20 protein-coding genes and 2 tRNA genes are annotated in these 21,059 nt (G+C 53.5%); 5 read left to right on the forward strand and 17 right to left on the reverse strand.

Annotation, left to right across the window (positions count from 1 at the left end; translation table 11 throughout):
* Window positions 1-42 precede the first annotated feature (42 nt).
* From F7C11_RS04850 to F7C11_RS04860, 3 genes are all read right to left on the reverse strand, one after another.
* Window positions 43-1,074, reverse strand: a complete 1,032-nt coding sequence (locus F7C11_RS04850; RefSeq protein ID WP_297091501.1) for a hypothetical protein — start codon at window positions 1,072-1,074, stop codon at window positions 43-45.
* A complete protein-coding gene (locus F7C11_RS04855) occupies window positions 1,046-1,909 on the reverse strand; it encodes a DUF4855 domain-containing protein (protein ID WP_297091503.1) in 864 nt (287 codons plus the stop codon). Before F7C11_RS04855 ends, F7C11_RS04850 begins: the two co-directional genes overlap by 29 nt.
* Window positions 1,910-2,141: 232 nt before the next feature.
* Window positions 2,142-2,726 carry a 50S ribosomal protein L15e gene (locus tag F7C11_RS04860; protein WP_297091505.1) on the reverse strand — a complete coding sequence of 195 codons (585 nt, stop codon included), beginning with the start codon at window positions 2,724-2,726 and terminating at the stop codon, window positions 2,142-2,144.
* A gap of 127 nt (window positions 2,727-2,853) precedes the next feature.
* Here F7C11_RS04860 and F7C11_RS04865 point away from each other — a divergent pair, with 127 nt between their 5' ends.
* The gene (locus F7C11_RS04865) at window positions 2,854-3,924 is read left to right on the forward strand and encodes a Xaa-Pro peptidase family protein (protein ID WP_297091581.1); all 1,071 of its coding nucleotides are present in this window, start codon (window positions 2,854-2,856) and stop codon (window positions 3,922-3,924) included.
* A 330-nt stretch (window positions 3,925-4,254) separates the two neighbouring features.
* On the opposite strand, the gene F7C11_RS04870 is transcribed toward F7C11_RS04865, so the two are convergent.
* Window positions 4,255-4,929, reverse strand: a complete 675-nt coding sequence (locus tag F7C11_RS04870; protein WP_297091506.1) for a DUF257 family protein — start codon at window positions 4,927-4,929, stop codon at window positions 4,255-4,257.
* Window positions 4,930-5,183: 254 nt separating this feature from the next.
* Here F7C11_RS04870 and leuS point away from each other — a divergent pair, with 254 nt between their 5' ends.
* Window positions 5,184-8,087, forward strand: a complete 2,904-nt coding sequence (leuS, locus tag F7C11_RS04875; RefSeq protein ID WP_297091507.1) for a leucine--tRNA ligase — start codon at window positions 5,184-5,186, stop codon at window positions 8,085-8,087.
* Between the two features lie 49 nt (window positions 8,088-8,136).
* Here the strand turns inward: leuS and F7C11_RS04880 are convergent, their stop codons facing one another.
* Both F7C11_RS04880 and F7C11_RS04885 read right to left on the reverse strand, forming a co-directional pair.
* Window positions 8,137-8,553 (reverse strand): hypothetical protein, encoded by a 417-nt coding sequence (locus F7C11_RS04880; protein ID WP_297091509.1) that lies wholly within the window; start codon window positions 8,551-8,553, stop codon window positions 8,137-8,139.
* A gap of 33 nt (window positions 8,554-8,586) precedes the next feature.
* Entirely contained in the window at window positions 8,587-9,489 is a 903-nt protein-coding gene (locus F7C11_RS04885) for a hypothetical protein (protein WP_297091511.1), read from the reverse strand.
* A 325-nt stretch (window positions 9,490-9,814) separates the two neighbouring features.
* Between F7C11_RS04885 and F7C11_RS04890 the strand changes: the two genes are divergently transcribed.
* A complete protein-coding gene (locus tag F7C11_RS04890) occupies window positions 9,815-10,621 on the forward strand; it encodes a class I SAM-dependent methyltransferase (RefSeq protein ID WP_297091583.1) in 807 nt (268 codons plus the stop codon).
* A 6-nt stretch (window positions 10,622-10,627) separates the two neighbouring features.
* Here F7C11_RS04890 and F7C11_RS04895 read toward each other — a convergent pair whose 3' ends face one another.
* From F7C11_RS04895 to F7C11_RS04940, 10 genes are all read right to left on the reverse strand, one after another.
* Window positions 10,628-11,659: a polyprenyl synthetase family protein gene (locus F7C11_RS04895; RefSeq protein ID WP_297091513.1), complete on the reverse strand. Its 1,032-nt coding sequence runs from the start codon at window positions 11,657-11,659 to the stop codon at window positions 10,628-10,630.
* Window positions 11,660-11,726: 67 nt separating this feature from the next.
* The gene (locus F7C11_RS04900; RefSeq protein WP_297091515.1) at window positions 11,727-13,049 is read right to left on the reverse strand and encodes an RNase J family beta-CASP ribonuclease; all 1,323 of its coding nucleotides are present in this window, start codon (window positions 13,047-13,049) and stop codon (window positions 11,727-11,729) included.
* 117 nt (window positions 13,050-13,166) lie between these two features.
* Window positions 13,167-14,285: a type 2 isopentenyl-diphosphate Delta-isomerase gene (gene fni, locus F7C11_RS04905; RefSeq protein WP_297091516.1), complete on the reverse strand. Its 1,119-nt coding sequence runs from the start codon at window positions 14,283-14,285 to the stop codon at window positions 13,167-13,169.
* Between the two features lie 51 nt (window positions 14,286-14,336).
* Window positions 14,337-15,035: a hypothetical protein gene (locus F7C11_RS04910; protein WP_297091518.1), complete on the reverse strand. Its 699-nt coding sequence runs from the start codon at window positions 15,033-15,035 to the stop codon at window positions 14,337-14,339.
* A 51-nt stretch (window positions 15,036-15,086) separates the two neighbouring features.
* Window positions 15,087-15,878, reverse strand: coding sequence for an isopentenyl phosphate kinase (locus tag F7C11_RS04915; RefSeq protein WP_297091520.1), 792 nt, complete (start codon window positions 15,876-15,878; stop codon window positions 15,087-15,089).
* The gene (locus tag F7C11_RS04920) at window positions 15,875-16,879 is read right to left on the reverse strand and encodes a mevalonate kinase (RefSeq protein ID WP_297091522.1); all 1,005 of its coding nucleotides are present in this window, start codon (window positions 16,877-16,879) and stop codon (window positions 15,875-15,877) included. Before F7C11_RS04920 ends, F7C11_RS04915 begins: the two co-directional genes overlap by 4 nt.
* Entirely contained in the window at window positions 16,876-17,214 is a 339-nt protein-coding gene (locus F7C11_RS04925; protein WP_297091524.1) for a DUF86 domain-containing protein, read from the reverse strand. The genes F7C11_RS04920 and F7C11_RS04925 overlap by 4 nt, the downstream gene beginning before the upstream one ends.
* Window positions 17,211-17,519 (reverse strand): nucleotidyltransferase family protein, encoded by a 309-nt coding sequence (locus F7C11_RS04930; RefSeq protein ID WP_297091526.1) that lies wholly within the window; start codon window positions 17,517-17,519, stop codon window positions 17,211-17,213. Before F7C11_RS04930 ends, F7C11_RS04925 begins: the two co-directional genes overlap by 4 nt.
* Before the next feature lie 39 nt (window positions 17,520-17,558).
* Window positions 17,559-18,440, reverse strand: a complete 882-nt coding sequence (locus F7C11_RS04935; protein ID WP_297091528.1) for an MEMO1 family protein — start codon at window positions 18,438-18,440, stop codon at window positions 17,559-17,561.
* Between the two features lie 34 nt (window positions 18,441-18,474).
* Window positions 18,475-19,542, reverse strand: a complete 1,068-nt coding sequence (locus tag F7C11_RS04940; protein ID WP_297091530.1) for a pyridoxal-phosphate dependent enzyme — start codon at window positions 19,540-19,542, stop codon at window positions 18,475-18,477.
* A gap of 70 nt (window positions 19,543-19,612) precedes the next feature.
* Here F7C11_RS04940 and udp point away from each other — a divergent pair, with 70 nt between their 5' ends.
* A complete protein-coding gene (gene udp, locus F7C11_RS04945; RefSeq protein WP_297091532.1) occupies window positions 19,613-20,446 on the forward strand; it encodes a uridine phosphorylase in 834 nt (277 codons plus the stop codon).
* A 247-nt stretch (window positions 20,447-20,693) separates the two neighbouring features.
* Here the strand turns inward: udp and F7C11_RS04950 are convergent.
* Window positions 20,694-20,771 (reverse strand) — tRNA-Arg (locus F7C11_RS04950).
* Window positions 20,772-20,875: 104 nt separating this feature from the next.
* Between F7C11_RS04950 and F7C11_RS04955 the strand changes: the two genes are divergently transcribed.
* Window positions 20,876-20,953: transfer RNA gene (locus F7C11_RS04955), tRNA-Gly, on the forward strand.
* Window positions 20,954-21,059: the final 106 nt, after the last annotated feature.

Raw genomic sequence — 21,059 nt, forward strand, 5'->3', positions numbered from 1 at the left:
AACGAGATTGGGCGTCAGTGAAGAGGTTCACTGAAAACACCCCTACCTACGCCCAAACTTATACCCTAAAATCCCCCCAATGAGGAGTGCAAGGACTAAACCGAGAAGGATTAAGCTGGGACCGTTCATGGAACCCGGCTCGGCAGTAGTTGTGGCCGAAGATATTGAACTGGAGTTTTTCTCATAGCAATCATGGAGATTGTACTGACCGGTAATCGTTGGAAACACTTCCTTGTTGTCAAGATTCACTGTTATGGTTGGGATTGCCTTGAGATCACCATGAAAAACGAAGATGTAGCCAGTTGCTTTTTCTGAATTAAAAACAGGGATAAATCTGCCGTCCCGGACGATCCCAGCGTAGACGGACCCGTTTGCCTTGAGATAGTAAAGTGCTGGGAAGAAAATGATCAGAGTACCATCAGACAGTTGCGCCGCCAAAAGTGAGTCCGCAAACACTGAGGCGTTGATTATTGATATGTCCTCCTCAAAGGCCTTCAGGGGCACTCTTTCTATAAAACTCGTCCCAATGGCCTCAGAATACGAGGAAAAAATAATCGTATGGTTTTTCAGCCTGGAGGTACCAAAAATCCCTGTGGATGGCGAGGGGATATTCCATGTTGGCTCTATGCATCCATTTTCAATCCTGTAAATAGTTATGGCGTTGTAGGTTAAATTGTAGGGGTAAGCTCTCGCAAATGGCCTCCCATTTATCCTGAAGAGGGGATAGCCGTACTGAAGAAGGAGGTACCAAGAGCCGTTCGAGTAGAAAGCCTCGTGAAATTCCGATGAGAAGTCCCCCTGCCATATGAGGTAATAACTTCCGTTAGATGAGTAGAACATGAAAGATCTCCACGGGGACTGGTCTACGGTAAGGTTAAGGGTTCTCAAGCTGTTTCCCGGGCTGTAAGCGTCGTAGGTGGAGACCTCAATGAAAAAGTCTCCGTCTCCAGGGACGACCCGCGTGGCTATTTTCACGCCGTGGTAAGCCGCGGAAACCTGTGGTGCTATTAACAAAAGTGTAAAGACAAAAAAGCCAGCAAAAGCTCTAAAATACATACTTCTTGCCTTTGTCATTGCAGTATTCCTCCATCTCTTGGATATTCTGGATATTGGCATCGTAATAGTAAGCCCTGTGCGGATAACCCTCGGTATATTTCACATAGGCACATGCTCTTTCTCTATACTCCAAAGCAGTTTCTGAATCGGGTGATCTAACTCTACCATCACATTCCATTTCCATGAAGATGTTGCTTAGATTGCTCTCCTCCTTAAGTTCCTCAATCTGATTATACACAACGTTGAAATCCTGCAGTGTCTTAGTTGTTCCCTGATAGTAATTAGGCTGGATAAACACGTACGTAAAGTATTTCGCCAGAAGTCCAATATCAGTTTTTGTAATATCACTAACATGATTTGGATATGAATAATGGAAATACGGGATCCAAATGAATTGCTGCCCCTTGTTCCAAATATGATTCGAGTCTTCATAAACAATCCCATCACTAAACTGCCAGGGGTATTCGAGATACCAATAAAAACCTACTTGGTAGCCGCTCGTGTTATTGTATACTCCATCAACCCATCCTTTCCAATATTGAATCCCCCTAATTCCTCGGGTTTTACTCTTGTCAATAAGAACTGGAATCACAACCCGGTAATCAATTCCCCTCAATATTGAATCTACCCATCTTCCAAGAGATGCACCATCTTGATATCCATCATCGTAAGAATACCCACTAAACGGGATATTCCCATGAACTAAGTTCCCATTTTCATCTTTTTTAGAAGAGTGTAATGCTATTGCATAAGTGAAGCCTCGATCTTCCAACTGGGATGGTGTTCCTGCAGAGGGGAATGTCTCATAACTTCCATTTTGTGCTTTAAAATACCACAATCCATATGTTGCCATTGTATCACTTCAATCCATAGTTCTAAGTTATACCCATTTAAGCTTTTTGATTTTTATATCATTATTAGTATTAACGGTATTTTACCTTAGTTATTTTAGTTTAGCTTGACAGGATAAATCCCCCCACAAATAACATCTACCCCAAAGATATCAACACACTAGTTCACAAATCAAATGAGAAATCTCATAATATTAAAATCCAACAGGAGAACAGAAAAGGGAGGCAGAGCCTTCACTTGCCCCTGCCCCTGTTGGCCCTTATACTGGGCCTGACCTTCTCGGCGCCCTTACCCTTGTTCCTGAGTCCCCTGCTCTTCCTGCCGGCGCTGGTGAGTCCGCGGAAGACCCTGCCCTTGTGGGCCTTGCCGGCTATCCAGTTGATCTTGGGGTCAGCCTTGATGACCGGGTGGTGCGGGTCGACCATTATGACCTCAAACCACCTGTACATTCCATCCTCGCCGACCCAGTAGCTGTTGAGAACCTCAAGGTTCGGGAACTTTCTGGCAGCCTTCTCCTCGGCGATCCACTGGAGGCTCTTCTTCGGGCTGTACTTGACCTGACCCATCTTGCTCGGCTTCCTTCCGCCCTTCCACCTGGGCCTCTTCCTTCCGCCCTTCCTGACTCTGACCCTAACCATGACGTAGCCCTGCTTGGCCTGGTAGCCGAGGCTCCTGGCCCTGTCTAGCCTGGTCGGCCTCTCGATCCTAACGACGACGGGCTCACGGCGCCACTTTATCATTCTAATCTTGAGAAGCTCCCCGACGTAGCTCTTCTTGGGGCTCTTCCAGGCTTCCCTAATGTACTTGTACATTCCCATCTTGCACCCTCCTTCCGTGTTTGTGGTTCTCCCTTCCGGGAACATCCCGCGGGCTTGGCCCGCCCAGTCGGTCGAGGTTCGAGGTTGAGTTTTTAAGCCTTGCGGAGTAGTTAACGTGGTGAAACCGATGCGCCTTCAAAAACTCGTATCCCTCATAAAAGAGAAGGACTTTGACGGAGCCCTGATAAGCCCGGGGACGAACCTCTACTACCTCACCGGGCTGACGGTTCACGAGGCCGGTGAGAGGCTCACCGTTCTGGTTGTGAGCGCCGACGGCGAATACCGGCTCCTGCTCCCTAGCCTCTACAAGAACGTCGTGAGAAACTTCCCAGTTACCTTCTGGCGGGACGGGGAGAACCCCTACGACAAGCTCGCGTGGATACTGGCCGAACTCCACCTCTCAGACGGCAGGCTCCTGATAGAGGACACCATGCGCGCCGACTGGCTGATGAACGTCATGAGGCTCGGTCCCTTCGAGTTCCACCCCCTAAGCTCGCTCGTTAGGGAACTCCGCATGAGGAAAGACAAGCATGAGATAGAGATGATGGGGCACGCCGCCAAGGCCGCAGACAGGGTCTTTGACGAGATCCTTAGCTGGAACCTGGTCGGTATGCGCGAGCGGGAGCTGGCCTTGAAGATAGAGCTGGCCATCAGGGAGCTCAGCGACGGAATCTCGTTCCCGCCGATAGTGGCGAGCGGTGAAAACGCCGCCAATCCCCACCACGAACCGGGAAACAGGAGGCTCAGGAAGGGGGACATGGTGATACTCGACTACGGGGCCAAGTGGAAGGGCTACTGCTCGGACATAACGCGGACGATAGCCCTCGGCAGACCAGATGAGAGGCTGGTTGAGATCTACGAGGTCGTTAAGGAGGCGCAGGAGAGGGCATACAAGGCTGTCCGTGAAGGCGTCCTCACGAGGGAAGTTGACAGGGCCGCGAGGGAAACCATAGAAAAGGCCGGTTACGGCGAGTACTTCACCCACAGGACAGGGCACGGCCTTGGCCTGGACGTCCATGAGGAGCCATACATCGGCCCGGATGGGAACTTGATCCTCGAAAACGGCATGACCTTCACAGTGGAGCCCGGCATTTACGTTCCCGGCCTCGGAGGGGTTCGCATAGAGGACGACGTCGTCGTTCATGACGGGAAGGGGAAGAGGCTGACAAGGGCGGAGAGAGAGCTTATCAGGCTTTGAATACCCCGGCTTTTCCTTCAGCTCCTCGATGTCCCCCACATTCTTAAATTGAGCACGTTAAGATACCCCCAGCCGTCGAGGTGCACGGGAATCTATGAAAGCAGAGAGAACTGTCTTTCTGCCCAAATCAGCCATCTCAGCCTTCCAGGGTTCTGGCGGCATCAAGAACCTCTCAGGTGTTCCATATCATTGCAACCTTTCCTTCCACAGTTAAAAATGCCTCAGCGCGCCTGAGGGGACGGAACGAGACACAGACGTTCCCGGTTGTGAGGGCACGTTTCAAGCACATAACTGAAGAGAGATGGCAAACGGAAGAAAATGGTTTCGAGGTCAGAGAATTTCCTCGACCGAGACCTCTATCTCCCAACCCATCATCCTGATGTCGGGGGACTTGTTTATCCTGCCCACCAGCCTGTTGCCATCGAGCCTGACGTCCAAAAACGTGCTGGCGATCTTCTCGATCTCTGGGAGGGGGTTGAAGGGAAGCCTCTGACAGACGTTCTTGTCCATAAAGTAAAACGCCTTCCGTTTCTTGTTCCCCAGGAACCGGTCTATGCTCGATATAATTTCATAGAAGTTGCGGTAGTTCTCCACGAAGGCAAAGAGCTTTTCCAGGCCAAGGACAACGTTTATAGCCTCGTTGAGACCGGAGAACACCCTGGCACTCGCCTCTTCGTACCGGCGCAGGTACATCGCCGCCTCGCTCTCAACCGCCACCCTATCCACCACCTTGCCAACGTTCATGACCCCCCCAGTTTTAAGGACGATGGCATCGTCGAACACCCCCTTAACGCCGAAGAACTTGAGATGCTCGTCGAGCATGTGGAGTGTATCCAGATGGTCGTCGACCACGAAGGAGTAGCCCCTGTCATCGGAATAACGCTTCAAAAGGAGCACCATGAAGTCGAGGGTGTAATTCGGTGAGGTGTACTCCACGAGTACAGTCTCCCCGAATCCCACCGAATCCAGGAACTGAAACACCTCGCCGAGTTTACCCACGGCCATCACCTCACTAATTTAACCAAACGACCCCAAGATATATAACAACTTTGGTTCGGAAGATGCCAAAAAGTGAACGGTGAGAACATTCAGCACCAGCAAAAGATTTAAATATCAGGAATCCTACTCGCACCGATGCCGATGAGGGGGGAGTGTCTTCTCCATCGCTGGAGTCGCAGCTGTGCCTGATTTCCCCGATAACCCCCCTATTCTGGAGTATCGCTCACGCTCTTTTGAAAAAATTCTGAGGAGGTATAGCCATGGCTGAGCTCAACTTCAAGGCCATTGAGGAGAAGTGGCAGAGGCGCTGGATGGAGGAGAGGGTTTTCGAGCCCGACAGAAGGGCGAAGCCCAAGGACAGGAAGTTCTACATAACCGTCGCGTTCCCGTACCTCTCGGGTCATCTCCATGTCGGCCACGCGAGGACCTACACGATTCCCGACGTCATAGCGCGCTTCAAGCGCATGCAGGGCTACAACGTCCTCTTCCCGATGGCTTGGCACATCACCGGCGCGCCGATAGTCGGAATCGCCGAGAGGATAAAGCACCGTGACCCGAAGACGATACACATCTACCGCGATGTCTACAAGGTTCCCGAGGAGGTACTCTGGAAGTTCGAAGACCCGAAGGAGATAGTCAAGTACTTCATGAAGGCCGCGAAGGAGACCTTCATCAGGGCAGGCTTCTCCGTCGACTGGACGAGGGAGTTCCACACAACGAGCCTCTTCCCGCCCTTCAGCAAGTTCATAGAGTGGCAGTTCTGGACGCTCAAGGACAGGGGGCTGGTGGTCAAGGGGGCGCACAGGGTCAGGTGGGACCCGGTAGTCGGTACGCCGCTGGGAGACCACGACATAATGGAGGGAGAAGACGTCCAGATCCTGGACTACATTATAATCAAGTTCATCCTGGAGGAGAACGGTGAGGAAATTTACCTTCCAGCGGCAACGCTCAGACCCGAGACTGTATACGGCGTCACCAACATGTGGCTGAACCCAGAGGCGACCTACGTCAAGGCAAAGGTCAGGCGCGGCGATAGGGAAGAGACCTGGATAATCAGCAAGGAGGCCGCCTACAAGCTCTCCTTCCAGGACAGGGATATTAAGGTTCTGGAGGAGTTTAAAGGAGAGAGGCTCATCGGAAGGTACGTGAAGAACCCGGTAACGGGAGATGAGGTCATAATCCTCCCGGCGGAGTTCGTAGACCCGGACAACGCGACCGGAGTGGTTATGAGCGTTCCTGCTCACGCGCCCTTTGACCACGTTGCCCTTGAAGACCTCAAGAAGGAGACCGAGATCCTGCTCAGATACGACATCGACCCGCGTGTGGTCGAAGAAATAAGCTACATCTCGCTGATCAAGCTGGAGGGCTATGGCGACTTTCCGGCGGTCGAGGAGGCCGAGAGGCTCGGCGTGAAGAGCCAGAAGGACGTTGAGAAGCTCGAAGAAGCGACCAAGAACATCTACAAGGCGGAGTATCACAAGGGGATCTTCAAGATTGAGCCCTACGCCGGCAAGTCCGTTCAGGAAGCCAAGGATCTGATAGCCAAGGAGCTCCAGGAGAAGGGCATAGCGGAGATAATGTACGAGTTCGCCGAAAAGCCCGTCATATCTAGGTTCGGCAACCAGGCGGTCATCAAGATAATCCACGACCAGTGGTTCATCGACTACGGCAACCCAGAATGGAAGGAGAAGGCGAGAGAGGCTTTGGCAAACATGACCATCTACCCGGAGAGCAGACGCGCCCAGTTTGAGGCGGTAATAGACTGGCTCGACAAGAAGGCCTGCGCGAGGAAGGTTGGCCTTGGAACGCCGCTCCCGTGGGACCCCGACTGGGTCATCGAGAGCCTGAGCGACTCAACCATCTACATGGCCTACTACACCATAAGCAGGCACATGAACAGGCTGAGGGAAGAGGGCAAACTCGACCCGGAGAAGCTCGACAGGGACTTCTTCGACTACCTGTTCCTGGAGGAGTTCAGCGAGGAGCGCGAGAAGGAGCTTGAGGAGAAGACCGGAATCCCGGCCGAGACGATTCGCGAGATGAAGGAGGAGTTCGAGTACTGGTACCCGCTCGACTGGCGCTGCTCGGCGAAGGACCTCATCCCGAACCACCTGACGTTCTTCATCTTCAACCACACCGCGATATTCAGGAAGGAGCACTGGCCGAGGGGCATCGCTGTCAACGGCTTCGGAACGCTGGAAGGCACCAAGATGAGCAAGAGCAAGGGCAACGTGCTGAACTTTATAGACGCAATCGAGGAGAACGGTGCCGACGTTGTCAGGCTCTACATAATGGGCCTGGCCGAGCACGACAGCGACTTCGACTGGCGCAGGAAGGAGGTCGGCAAGCTCCGCAGGCAGGTCGAGAGGTTCTACGAGCTGGTGAGCGAGTTCGCCACCTACGAGGCCAAGGAGGGCGTTGAACTAAAGGACATCGACCGCTGGATGCTCCACCGTCTGAACAAGGCCATCGAGGGAGCGACCAAAGCCCTTGAGGAGTTCAGGACGAGGACTGCTGTCCAGTGGGCATTCTACACCGTCCTTAACGATCTGCGCTGGTACATGCGCAGAACAGAGGGCAGGGACGACGAGGCAAAGCGCTTTGTTTTGAGAAAGCTCGCCGAGGTCTGGGTCAGGCTGATGGCGCCGTTTACACCGCACATCAGCGAGGAGCTGTGGGAGAAGCTCGGCGGAGAGGGCTTCGTCAGCCTGGCGAAGTGGCCGGAGCCAGTTGACGAGTGGTGGAACGAGACCATCGAACTGGAGGAAGAGTACGTCAAGAACCTCATCGAGGACATCAAGGAGATAATAAGGGTAGCTAAGCTCGAAGACGCGAAAAGGGCCTACCTCTACACTGCCCCTGAGTGGAAGTGGCGCGTCGTTGAGGTCGTCGCCGAGAAGAGGGACTTCAAGAGCGCGATGGCCGAACTGATGAAGGATCCCGAGATGAGGAAGCACGGCAAGGAGGTAAGCAGGCTGATACAGCGCCTCATCAAGGAGCGCGCCTTCGACGTGAAGAGGATAAACGAGGAGAAGGCCCTCAGGGAGGCGAAGGACTTCATGGAGAAGGAGCTTGGCCTTGAGATAATCATTAACCCCGAGGAGGACAGGGGAGGAAAGAAGAAGGCCGCGATGCCGCTGAAGCCGGCGGTATTTGTGGAGTGAGATTCCATGTTTCTTCCGAAACATTTTATCTTTCAGGCCGGAGAAGGGGTCACCTATCTTTTTCCCATCTAACATCTGGGGTCAATAGCTCATCTTGAAGAATTGATATTTCTGTCAGGTAGTTAGTAAGATTACAGGAGACTTGGTACTCTATAAACAGTCTAGTGATGTTCTGTTCAGGAGAGAGAAGAAATCTAAAAGTATTCTTACCTTGCGTAACCTGTTTCCCAAGACAAGAAGGCGATATACTGGCATTCATTGGGTTTACACATATTTCGCAAGTTCCGCTGAGCTTTGAAATTATATTGACCTCAAACTCATTTTGGAAGGGAGTTACATAAACTGTATCATACGGGGGGTCACCGTTGATGAGAACTTTTGTCTCGATGGGATTTTCAACAGTAAGCCATTGAGAGGTTATAAAAAGAAAGATAAGAACAAAAAGGGAGACAATGATTTTTTTCATTTCCCAGTCACCCCCTTAAAACCCCGTCTGGGTCTATTTTAAACGATACGTAACCAGATTTTTCCCATTCATCTCCCAAATGTGTTTGATAACTAACACTAACATATACTTATACCCAACAGTAACGCTAAGATCTCCCCCTATTCCAAAGGTGTGAACATAAGTCATTGACACTCTCGTCCATCTTCCAGACACTGATGGAGTTTTTGGTACAAAATATAGTCTTACATATCCAGAGTGGAGACTATCTGGTGTATAATATGCTATTGCTCCAAGATCGGATCCTGCTCTTCTCATTTCGGGGGATGCATACACGTCTTTAAACAATATTAAATCATCCGCCTCGTCCCATTTGTAGTAGACTACATCATCAGGCCCTCTATAAAGAGTGCCCTCCAGTTCCTTCCATAAATAATTCCCCCATATCATAACGTAATACGGCATCTCCGGATCGTTTTGGTAAAAGTGAGCACCACCAACATCCAACAGTAAATCGTTGTAATCTCCACTCATTGGCTGGATAGGAGGTTTTTTAATTGGAACCACACGATCTCCTAAGAATTGGGCCAGTTTTATGATAACTTCCGGATCGCCTCCACTTCTTGAGGCTACAAACTCCATCAATTGTATCTTTTTTATAAATCTGAGTATGCTGGATTCTGAGGCTGTTAACCCCAGAGTTTTTAGTTCCTTGACTTGTTTGGTGTCTTCAGGTGTTATTCTCTGAATCGCAAGAAGATCAAAATAACTCACAGGCACGCTTAGATTGTTATTGAGAAAGTCATGTAACTTTGCTATCGATTTCTGGTTTTCATAACTAGCAATGCCAACTGAGTCGAGGTAAGATCTCGTTACTTTAGCGGACAGAGCACTTCCAGCCATCACCCCAGCCATCAGCAGTCCCAACAGGACTGCAAACAACGGCTTCCACTTCACATAATTCACTTCCAGCAGGTTTGCAACCAATTTTAGATCAGTCCCCTTATAAGTTTTACTACTAAATTTAGTGTTTATAAATACCGTTGGAGTAATTTTGTTAACACTACTTCATCTCGGACTTTTTGAGAGAAATAGGGACAGAGTAAAAGAAGTTGTATGGTTATGCAATCAGCAGGAAAAGCCAGGATTAAGCTGGTATCCTTCGGAAGAAAATCCTGCAAATCCAAAAATCCACTCTGCCATAAATTCACCCCCATCTTATAAAACCTTTTCTCCGAAAACCCCTTAAAGAAAAGCCCTTTAGCATTTTCCGGTGTCCCACATGCTTTTTGACGAAGAAACGTTCAAAAGAGAAATCCTCTCCAGAATCCCGCCCCGGGACGAGTCCCCACTACCGCCCAATTGGCTCCACACCGAAATGCTCGAACGCTTCCGCGTCCTGCAGTTCGCGCCGATAAGAGAGGGAATGAACATCCTCGAAATCGGGTGTGGCGCACACGCCCTAGCAACGGTTCCCCTTGCCTACCTCGTCGGCAAAACCGGCCGCGTTGTGGCAGTTGATAAATCAAGGTGGCGCTTCTTCGAGGAGATAACCACCGCAACGGGCATGAAACACAGGATAATCCCCCTAAAGCTCGACGCGAGAGAACTGCCCTTTCCGTTTAAGGCCTTCGATTTAGCCGTCCTCGTGCACGGGGTAAGGAGCCTGAAGAACGAGGAGATTATGCTCAAAGTCATCTCAGAGATGCTCAGAGTCTCGGAGAGAATTTTCATAGCCGAGAGCCTGCCCATAGCCAACAACGAGAGGCAGAGGGCGCACCTCGAACTCTACAACCTGCGCGAAGAAATATTCGAGGCGCTCTTTGGCGAGAAGGACGACCTTCACTATCCAACGCTGGAGAAGCTCCGAGAACTTGTGGAAACGACCGGAGGGAAAGTAATCGAAAGCGGAACTTTCAAGCCAAGCCTGCCTCACTATCTCGCATACATCCCGCGGGAATACGTGGAGGGGATAAAAGACGAAAAAAAGCGCGTTGATCTCCTAAGAAGATGGGACGCGGCGTACGAAAAGTGGAAGAGTGGAGCCGAGCATCCGCCGGTGGGGTGGGTTCTGGCGGAAAAAGAGTGATAAGGCTTAGAACTCCCTCTCGACGAGGAACTCGGCGAGAAGCTCCAAGTCCTTTCTCGCCTCACTCTCAGGGAGGATCTTAAGGGCCTCGTTTGCTTCCTTGACGAGGTTCTTCGCGTACTGTGCCGCATAGTCTATGCTGCCATACTTCCTGAGGAGCTCGATGGCCCTGGCAACTTCCTCCTTGACCCTCTCGTCGTGTATCAGGGCGTCTCCCTTTGCGTCGCCTGCGTATTTTCCAAAGACCCTGAGGAACTCGGCCTTGTCCTCCTCGCTCGCGTGGTCGAAAAAGTGGCTCACTATGAGGGTCTTCTTGCCCTTCCTTATGTCGCTGCCGACGGGCTTTCCAAGCTTCTCCTCGTCGGCGATGAGGTCAAGCACATCGTCCCATATCTGGAAGGCTATGCCCACGTTCATTCCCCACTTGGCGAGGGCCCTGATGTACTCCTCGTTATCGGTCCCGACTATCGCGCCTATCTCAGCCGAACCCTCGAAGAGCGCCCCTGTCTTGCCGCTGATCATCCTGAGGTACTCCTCGACGGTAACCTCCTCCCTGGTCTCGAACTCTATGTCGAGCGCCTGCCCTTCGCAGAGCATGTTGGACGTTCTGACGAGGACGTCGAGGATCCTCGCCTTCTTTTCCGGACTGACTTCAGCTTTGGCCACCGCCTCGAAGGCCTTGCTGAAGAGCAGGTCGCCGGCGAGGATCGCCATGTTCACTCCCCAGAGCTTGTGGACGGTCGGCCTTCCGCGCCTCAGCTCATCCATGTCCATTATGTCATCGTGGACTAGGGAGTAGTTGTGGATGAACTCAACCGCGGCCGCTGGATAGAGCGCTTTCTCTGGGTCACCGCCGACGGCCTCGGCGGCTCGAAGAACCACGAAGGGCCTAACGCGCTTTCCACCCGCGAGGGGATAATGTCTGGCCGCATCATAGAGCTTACCCGGCTCCTTCTCAGGGATGAGCTCAAATATTGCCTTATCAACGTCCTTTGCCATCTCCTTGACCCTTGCGAACAGTTTATCGTACTTCCCCATTCTATCACCCCGTGAGTGATGAAAACAACCTAAAGGAAAAATAGGGCAACTCTTTATCAGTTTTGCCCTACCTTATCTCAACTAGGTACCCGTTCCTCGACACAAAGACGTCCCTGCCGATGAGATAGCCCTCCTCCTCGGCGAGCTCGGCGTAGTGGGTCAGCATCCTGAAGTCGCCGTGTGCGGGAACTATGTTCTCAGGATTGAGCAGCCTGAGAAGGTAGCGGTGGTCTTCCCTGCTGGCGTGACCGCTGACGTGGAGGTCCTTTATCATCCTGACCCCCTTCATCTTGAGCTTCGTCTCAAGGACATAGCGCTGGGCCCTGTTGAGCGGGTTGGGTATCGTTCCTGCGGAGAAGACGACGGTGTCGCGCTTGCCGATGTCATAGAGCTCACTGTTGGCCATCCTCGTGAGCACCGCGCCGGGCTCCCCCTGGTGCCCCGTGACTATCAGCAGGTAGTTCTCCCTCGCCCCGGAGACCTCCTTGAGAACCTTCCTGACGGCGTTGGGGCTTCTCACGGCCTTCGCACCCTTCATCTTGATGAGGCCGAGCTGCTTGGCTATGCCGGTGTACTTGGCCAGGGAGCGGCCGACCAGAACGGCCTGTCTGCCCATCTTGTTGGCAATCCAGATGAGCTCCTGAAGGCGGGCGATGTGACTGGCGAAGGTGGTGGCTATCAGTCCATCGGCCTCCATGCCCTCGTAGAGGAAGAAGTCCTCAAGGAGCATCTGGGCAACGGCCTCGCTGGGCGTCTTGGTAGGTTCAGCAACGCGGGTTGACTCGGGAATGAGTACCTTGACACCCTCCTTACCCAGCTCCTTCAGGCGCTTGTAGTCGGGCCTCTCACCGAGCGGGTTGTTGTTGTCGAACTTGAAGTCGCCGGTGTGAACCACCGCCCCCTCGGGCGTGTGGACGACGACCATGGATGACTGCGGAATGGAGTGGGTTATTCTCACGAACTCTATCGCCAGGTTCTCACTAACCTGGACTATCTCGCCGTACTCGGTCTCGTACATCGGGTTCTTGACCTCAAAGTACTGCTCGCTCTTGACCTCGCCCTTCGCGAGCTTTATCGTGTAGGGCGTGCCGTATATCGGGACGTCCGGGTAGTGGGGGGCGAGCTTGGCAACCGCCCCTATGTGGTCGAGGTGACCGTGGGTGAAGGTTATGGCGACAACTTTCTTGTTTCTAATTGAAGAATCGTCAGGAATTGCACCAAGCTTTTGCAGTTCTTTCGTGGGAAACTGCTGAATGTTGACGTCCTCATGGATGAGAACACGGTCAAGCCTAATCCCCATGTCGATTATAACGACTTCCCCGTTGTACTCAACGGCGGTCATGTTTTTGCCTACTTCCTCGTAACCGCTAACTGTATGGATTTTTATCATATCTATTCCTCCTTACGCCCCCAGGCCTCTCCTGAGGCGTGGGGCTGCGTTGGTCTTAGTTATCGGGAGGGTTTAAAAAGGTGTGCATTTGTGAGAACTGGAGAAAAAGGGTAAAAATCACCGCCTCCGGAGGTATGCCGGCAGATTTATTCTCACCTCCAGCCACTCCCTCGTGAAGCCCGTGACGACGAGGGGAACCTTCCTAAGCTCCTCGACGTTTCTGGCTCCAACGAGGAACATAGCGTTGCGAATCTCCTCGATGTAGCGCTGAAGGACTTTGACTACTCCATCGACATCGCCTTTCACCGCCGGTTTGAGGAGCGGCAAAGCGACGCCGGCGAAGGTGGCACCCATCGCGAGCGCTTTGGCCATAGTTATTCCGTCGCGCATGCCGCCTGTGGCTATTATCGGAAGTTCAGTGGCGTAGCGAACCTCTGCGACGCTTATGGCGGTCTTGATGCCCCAGTCCCAGAACCGAAGGGCAAGGTTTCTTCCCATCTCATCCTTGGCGCGGTAGTACTCAACACCGCTCCAGCTGGTTCCACCGAGGCCGCCGACGTCGATGGCGTCAATGCCTATGCTCTCGAGCCTTATCGCCACCTCCATTGAAACGCCAGCTCCGGTCTCCTTCGCTATTATCGGGTAGGGGAACTCCGATTTGAGCTCGGCCAAAGCTTTCAGGACGCCCCTGTACTGCGTGTCCCCCTCGGGCTGGACGCTCTCCTGGAGGGGGTTCATGTGTATCGCCAGAGCGTCCGCCTGAATTGTCTCGACGGCCTTCAATGCCTCATCCACCCCATAGCGCCCGGGCATCGTCTCAGCGAACTGGGGAGCGCCGAGGTTGCCGACGAGGAAAACGTCGGGGGCAACGTCCCTGACATAGTAGCTCTCCCAGGTCTCGGGCTTCTTTATCATCGCCCTCTGGCTACCGACGCCCATCGGGATGTTCAGCTCCTGGGCAGCCTTGGCCAGGGTCTTGTTTATCTTCCCGGCAAGCTGGGAACCCCTCGTCCCGCCGGTCATTCCGGCTATGAAGATTGGATAGTCAAACTTCCTCCCAAGGAACTCAACGCTGAGGTCTATTTCATCCTTGTCTATCTCGGGAAGGCTCATGTGGATGAAGTGAACATCTTCAAACCCGTTTCTCACGTGAGCCTGAACGTTCCTCTTGAGGCAGTGCTCAATGTGCTCAAACTTCCTGATGACCGTGAGTTCTTCCTTGTCAAATGCCTGCATTCACACCACCGAAAGAGAAAGGGCGAGGGAAGTTAAGAGGTTTTTGGAGGCTCAAGTTCCACCACATGGGAGGGTAACGTTGAGGGTTCTGACTTCGACCCATCCCCCGCTGTGCTCAATATACCGCGAAAAGTTGAACTCAAAGAGAACCTCGAGCTCTCCGCTTCCAAATACCGGATAGTTGGGTCCCAGGTACAACTTTGGCCTCAGCTCAACATACCCCGGGACAACCTCCCCACCCCCGTTGTCGTGAAAGTACGCAAAGATCACGGGTATGGTCGAGCATTCCGAAATGTTGGAGGGGGATATGGGTATCTCCACCTTGCCCCTATCGACGTTTCTGGGCACGAAATAGACCAGTTTGGCCATCATAACCCTCGGCGTGTTGAACCCGGGGGTAGGGTAATACCACACATTGTAACCGAAATCATACGTCCGCTTCCACCCACCGTCATCAATTGCTACCGCCGGTCGGAAAAGGTCACTGATGATGGGCCACGACTCATCCAGAAGTCTGATCTTGACGGGGTAGAAGACAAAAACCGCGTCGTTTCCGGCCAGTAGCCTTTCGATGGGCTTCCTCTCAATGTCCCACTCAATGAGAAAGTTCGACGTCCCGTTCACTGCGATGATGGAAGCGTTGACCCCAAGATCCCCGGGCGTGGCCATAAAGCGTCCCAGGAACCCTGATCTGATCGAGATGTGAAGGAGCAGGAGAACGAGAATAACAAAAGCCACAATCCTTTTCATCACGCACCGCCTAGGGGAATATAACGTTGAGAAATAAAAAATTTACGCTGATTAAATGTTGATCCTCGTTCCAAAGCCGTCACCCCGTATCGCCCCGCTCAGCCTCCCAGGAACTTTGCCGTTCACGAACCAGACCTCGGAGTGGTCGGCTATCTTCTTTGCCTCCTTCAGCTTGTTGCAGATTCCGCCGGTGACGTCGGTTCCGGCGGCGGTGCAGTGGAGCCTTTCGAGGAGGGAGTCTATCTCCTCCCTGCTGAGGTTCTGAATCAGCCCCCCCTCACCGGGCTTGCCGTCGTAGATTCCGTCAACGTCCATGAGGAAGATGACCTTCTCAGGCTCAAGCATCTTGGCGAGGTAGGTTATGATCTGGTCGCCGGAGAGTATGTCGATGCCCTTCGCGAGGTCTATCGAGACGTCTCCAAAGAGAACGGGAATGAATCTGAGTTCCAGCAGTCTTTCCACGACCTCAAGGTCACCGTAGGCGACCTCACCGTTTTCGGTTATGAAGACGGAGGATGTCGAGACGGAGAAGGCCGGCAGACCCTCACGGACGAAGGCTTTGATGAACTTCGCGTTTGCCCGGAGCATGGCCTGATGGGTCTCGGTGAAGCCTATCCTCCGGAAGTTGGCGGTCTCCCAGTCTTCGGGGAGGCCCTCCCTTATACCGTACTTTTTCGCCTCGGGATGGCCGAAGCTCCCCCCGCCATGAACGATGATGAAGTTCTCACGGGGATAAAACTTGGCTATCTCCTTTGCTATGTTCCCCACGGTCTCACGGTCAAAGTTCTCGGGCTCACCTTTCTTATCGCTGAAGACACTGCCGCCGACCTTGACGATTATCATGGCAGAACCTCCTCTATCCTGAGTCCCTCACGGCTTATCCTCGTTATCATCGGCGTTCCACCGGCTATCGTTATAGCTGTGGCAACTTCGCTCTGGTTCTTCGGCGCTAAAGCGTACATACAGCCGCCCCCGCCGGCGCCGGTTATCTTCGCCCCTATCGCCCCAGCAACCCTCGCGGCGTAGACCAGTTCGCTGAGCTTCTTTGTTGAGACGCCCAGGGCATCCAGGAGGCCGTGGTTGATGTTCATGAGCCGTCCGAGCTTTTCAAAGCGAACCTCCTCGTCGAGGTCTGAGACTATTACCTCCCGGGCCTTCTCAACTATCTTGCCCATCGCAACGAGCACCGGTTCTATGACCCCGGGCATCTCCTCGTAGGTTCTCCTCACCATGGCCACCAGTTCCTTCGTCGACCCGCTTGAACCCGTGTAGCCGACTACTATGGGCAGCTCCATGAAGGGGAGGTGCTCGAAGCTCCCCTTCTCGTAGTGGATGAAGCCGCCTATGGCCGAGACTGTTGGGTCAATTCCGCTCGATGCCCCCTGAACGAGGAGTTCGACCTTATGGCCGAGCTTTCCTATCTCCTCGTTGGTCAGCTCAAGGCCGAGCAGTTTTGAGACCGCACCGATGGTCGCAACGGCAACCGCAGCGGATGAGCCGAGGCCAGCCCCGACGGGTATCTGAGAGGTTATCGAGACAGTTATTCCTTTGTCGTTTGCGTCCGCCTCGTCCCGAACGAGCTCAATGGCCTGCCTGACGTAGCTAAGCACTTCAGCCGCCTTTCCGTAGTCGCTCTCGAAGTATATCTCGTCCTCGGAGAAGGATACAGTAAGACCCGGGACGCGTATGTCCTTGGCCTCGATTTTAATAGCCCCACTATCGTTGAACTCGGCCCGGACGTAGGTTCTGAGGTCTATGGCAGCTGCTATCGCCGGCTTTCCGTAGACGACGCTGTGCTCGCCGAAGAGGATAATTTTAGCGGGTGCTGACGCTAAAACCCTCATTTTTGGCCCTCCATGATACTTTTTAAGCGAAATTCAATCTCATCGAGGTCGTTCTTGATTGTGTACCAGACGATTGAAAGGTCAACTCCAAAGTAAGCATGAAACAGTCTGTCCCTCATTCCAGCGATTTCTCTCCAAGGCAAATCCGGGTGCATTGCTTTAAACTCTTCCGGGAGATTCTTAACTGTCTCTCCAATGATTTCGAGGTTGCGTATAACAGCATCTACCGTCTTTTCATCCACTACAAAATCCTCAAAATCCATGCCCTCAGTGTATCGCTTTATTTTTTCAATGGCTTCCAGGATGTCTTCCACGTACAAAAGAGTATCCCTCATACGTACTTCACCTCTTGAAGAATACGTTCTTTAATCCTCTTTTTGAGCGCTCCTTTGGTCACAAGGTCAACTTTAACCCCGAGGAGGCTCTCGAGGTATTCCTGAAGTCGAATGAAGTCTATGAGTCCTATTGGCTTTTCAAACTCGACGAGAATGTCAACGTCGCTGTCTTCCTTCTGCTCTCCGCGCGAGTAAGAGCCAAACACCCCAATTCTCTTGACACCGTATCTCTCCCTAAGCTCCTCCTTATGTACGCGGAGTACCCTTTGGACGTCCCTGAGGGTTCTGACTCGGGAAACCTGCATGGTTTAGAGTAATGAAGTGGAACCTTATCACCCTTTCGCTCACTTCCGCATCACAATGCTGGCGTAGCCCACTACGGCATCGGTCGAACGGCTCACCTCGAAGCTCGTGGTGTAGTGCAGGAGCTCGGCCTCAACCGCTCCAGCGAGGCGGGAATAGACTATCGCGGTTCCAACTCCTCCAGGCCCGCACATGGTGTGGTTCATCTCCTTCAGCTCGCGGAACATCCCCCTAACATCGAAGTCGAGGATGCGCCTTATTACCCTGAAGTCCCACTCCTTTATCCTGTGGGGGAGCTCATCGGCCCTTGCCCTGAAGGGTATGTAGCCGTACATGGGGCCGTAGTGCATGAAGTCAGTGCTCGCGATGACCACGACGTCCCTGCCGAGCTCTCCACCGGCTTCAAAGATGGCCTTTCCGAGGTCTTCGGCAACCTCCTCGTCCTGAATGCCGAGGGTTATCGGGACTATTTTAACGTCCTTTCCCGCCTTCTTGGCCAGGTACTGGATGAAGGGAAGCTGAACCTCTATCGAGTGCTCATAGGTGTGGGCGGTCTCGTCGAGGTCCGCTATCCCCGAGAGCCTTGATATGGCTCTGGCCATCTCGGAATCAACATCGACGTCACCGAGGGGCGTGCGCCATTTTCCCGAGGGATAGACCGCTATCGGAGAACCCATTCCGGTGTGGTTCGGCCCGAGGATCACAAAGGTCTCCGGCAGACCGTCTTCAAAGATGGCCTTGTAGATTCTGCTCGCGGTGTAGCCCGAGAAGACGTAGCCGGCATGGGGAGCAACGCCGGCGGTTATTCTCCTCTCACTCCCCTCCTCCCCGAGGTCGCCCAGGAACTCCTCCAGCATCCCGATGAGCGCTTGGCCGGACGGGTAGAAGCTGCCGGCAACGGCAGGATACCTTACCTTCGCCATTCTCTCACCTCCGGCTATTCTTGGAATTCAAACCTTAAATACCTTCAACCGTCTTCAGCCCGGAACCGGTGAGGGGGAGAAGGACACTCGAACCCTCTGGAATTTCGCCGCTCTCGACCAGTTCCCACAGGGCCGCAAGAACCGTTGCGGACGTCGGCTCCACCATAAAGCCCCTTCCCCAGAGCCATTTCAAGGCCTGCCCTGTTTCGGAGTCACCCACGCTTACGCAGGTGCCTCCGGTTTCGTCAAGAACCGCCCTCATTTCTTCCAGCCGAGGGGGCTCGGTTATCGCTATCCCCTCCGCGAGGTGACTTTTAACCGACGAGCGCTCGCAGAGGCTCTCGTAGCCGGCCGCCTGCACCGCCACAAACGTGGGGAGCCTATCAATCTCCCCAAGACACTTGAGCTCTGAAAACCCCTTCCATAGGCCAAGGAAGAGAGTTCCGCTTCCGGCCGGAGCAATGACGTAGTCGGGAACTCCAAGTTGCTCGTAGGCCTCAAAGGAGACAGTCTTCGTCCCCTCAAGGAAGTATGGGTTGAGCCAGTGGGAGACGTAGACCAGGCCGTTCTCCTCGGCGAACTCCACTGCCTCCCGGTGAACGGCCATTCTATCACCGCTGACTATGTGAAGCTCCGCCCCCACCTTCTCCAAGAGAGCCAGCTTTCCAGGGCTCGTGTGAGCCGGGACAAAGAGGTGCGCCTTTATTCCTGTCCTCCTTGCAAACACGGCCAGGCTTACCGCAGCGTTCCCGGAGCTGTCGAGGACGACCTCAGTGATGTCGCTTTCCCTCAGCTTCGACACCGTCACCCACGTGCCCCTGTCCTTGAAGGAGCCGGTTGGCTGAAGGTATTCGAGTTTGAAGAAGGCATTGACCCCCCGGGTATCGAGCCCGGAGACGGGAGTTATTGAAGGAACCAGCCCGGGAAGGTGCTCCTCAGAAACCGGAAGAAGCCTGAGGTACCGCCTCATGTCAAGATTGGAAGTTATAGCCTCGGAAAAACTCAGGGGAAGTTTCCGCCTGACCAGCAACGTGCCCCCGCATTCACAGGTTAACCGGAATTCTTCGGGGTATTCCCTGCCGCATTTAGAGCATACCAGCACCTGAACCACCCAAGACTTTTTAGGGCGTGCGTTGATATCTATGGCACAGGTCAATAAAAAGGTGGTTGCCATGGTTGAGAAGTTCGTATCGGCTGAGAGGCCCCAGACGGAGGAGGGCTACCAGTACCACATAGCCTGCAAGCCGGGGGACGTTGCACGCTACGTTCTCCTCCCCGGAGACCCAGAGAGGGTCCCCAAGATAAGCTCCCTCTGGGACGAGGCCAGGGAGATAGCATTCCACAGGGAATACAGAACGCACACTGGAAAGTACAAGGGGGTTCCAATAAGCGTCACTTCCACTGGAATAGGGGGCCCCTCAACGGCGATAGCCATTGAGGAGCTCGCCGCCATCGGGGCGGACACCTTCATAAGGGTCGGTTCGACCGGGGCAATCCAGCCGGGGATGGAAATCGGAGACCTGATCATAGCAAAGGCCGCCGTGAGGCTCGAAGGCACCTCAAAGCAGTACGTTCGCGTCGAGTATCCCGCCGTTGCGGATCTCGAAGTTACCCTAGCACTCATCGAGGCGGCTGAAACTTTGGGCGTTCGCTACCACATAGGCATCACTGCTTCGACCGACAGCTTCTACCTCGGCCAGGGGAGGCCGGGGCTCAGGGGCTACTTCCCGAGCTTCGCAAAGAACATAATGGACGACCTGAGGCAGGCCAACGTCACGAACTTCGAGATGGAGGCGGCAACCCTCTACACCCTTGCCAACATCTACGGACTCAGGGCCGGCTGTGTCTGTGCGGTCTTCGCCAACAGGATAACCAACGAGTTCGGGAAGGCCGGGGAGAAGGAGGCCGCCCTCGTTGCCAGCGAGGCTGTGAAGATACTCGCCGAGTGGGACGAGGAGAAGGAGCGGAAGGGCAAGAAGGTCTGGTTCCCCGGGCTGAGGGGTTGATGCTTTATATTTTTATTTTTAAGATGGTGGATATTACCGGCGTGCACTTTTCAAAATCCTGTTGGGTGAGATTTGCTTCTAAAAGAAGCCTTTGGACAGTTTGATTTTTGTTCTGGCGCCCATAGAACAGCCTGAGGAGAGCAACCACCCAAGAACTGGCAATTGATGAGTGAACCCCCGGAAATCAGCATTCTCAGAAAGCACGCAATCTTTCCGTCAACGCTTCGTGAGAAGCAAAGGGCTGCTATGGCGCCCCGGCGGGGATTCGAACCCCGGACCTCGAGGTCCGCAGCCTCGCGCCCTATCCAGACTAGGCCACCGGGGCACTGCCCGCTAACCCTTCTAATGGAGTCTTTATAAATTTAACCGTCTCTGCTCACCGAAAGATTTATAAAGCGCCCGAAGGTGAGTATTCTACGGGCTTGAACTGCGGTGGTAGTCTAGCCTGGTCTAGGACAGCGGCCTGCCACGCCGCTGGCCCGGGTTCAAATCCCGGCCACCGCACCACAACTCGTTTCTTAACAGCTTTTTAGGGCTTAGGGGTGTTCAACGTGAGATTTGCCTGTCCAGGAGTGGAATTTTGAAAAATTAAGCTGAAGAGTGGCGCCTTTGT

The sequence above is a fragment of the Thermococcus sp. genome (assembly GCF_015521605.1).
In the GTDB taxonomy this organism is placed as follows: Archaea; Methanobacteriota_B; Thermococci; order Thermococcales; family Thermococcaceae; genus Thermococcus.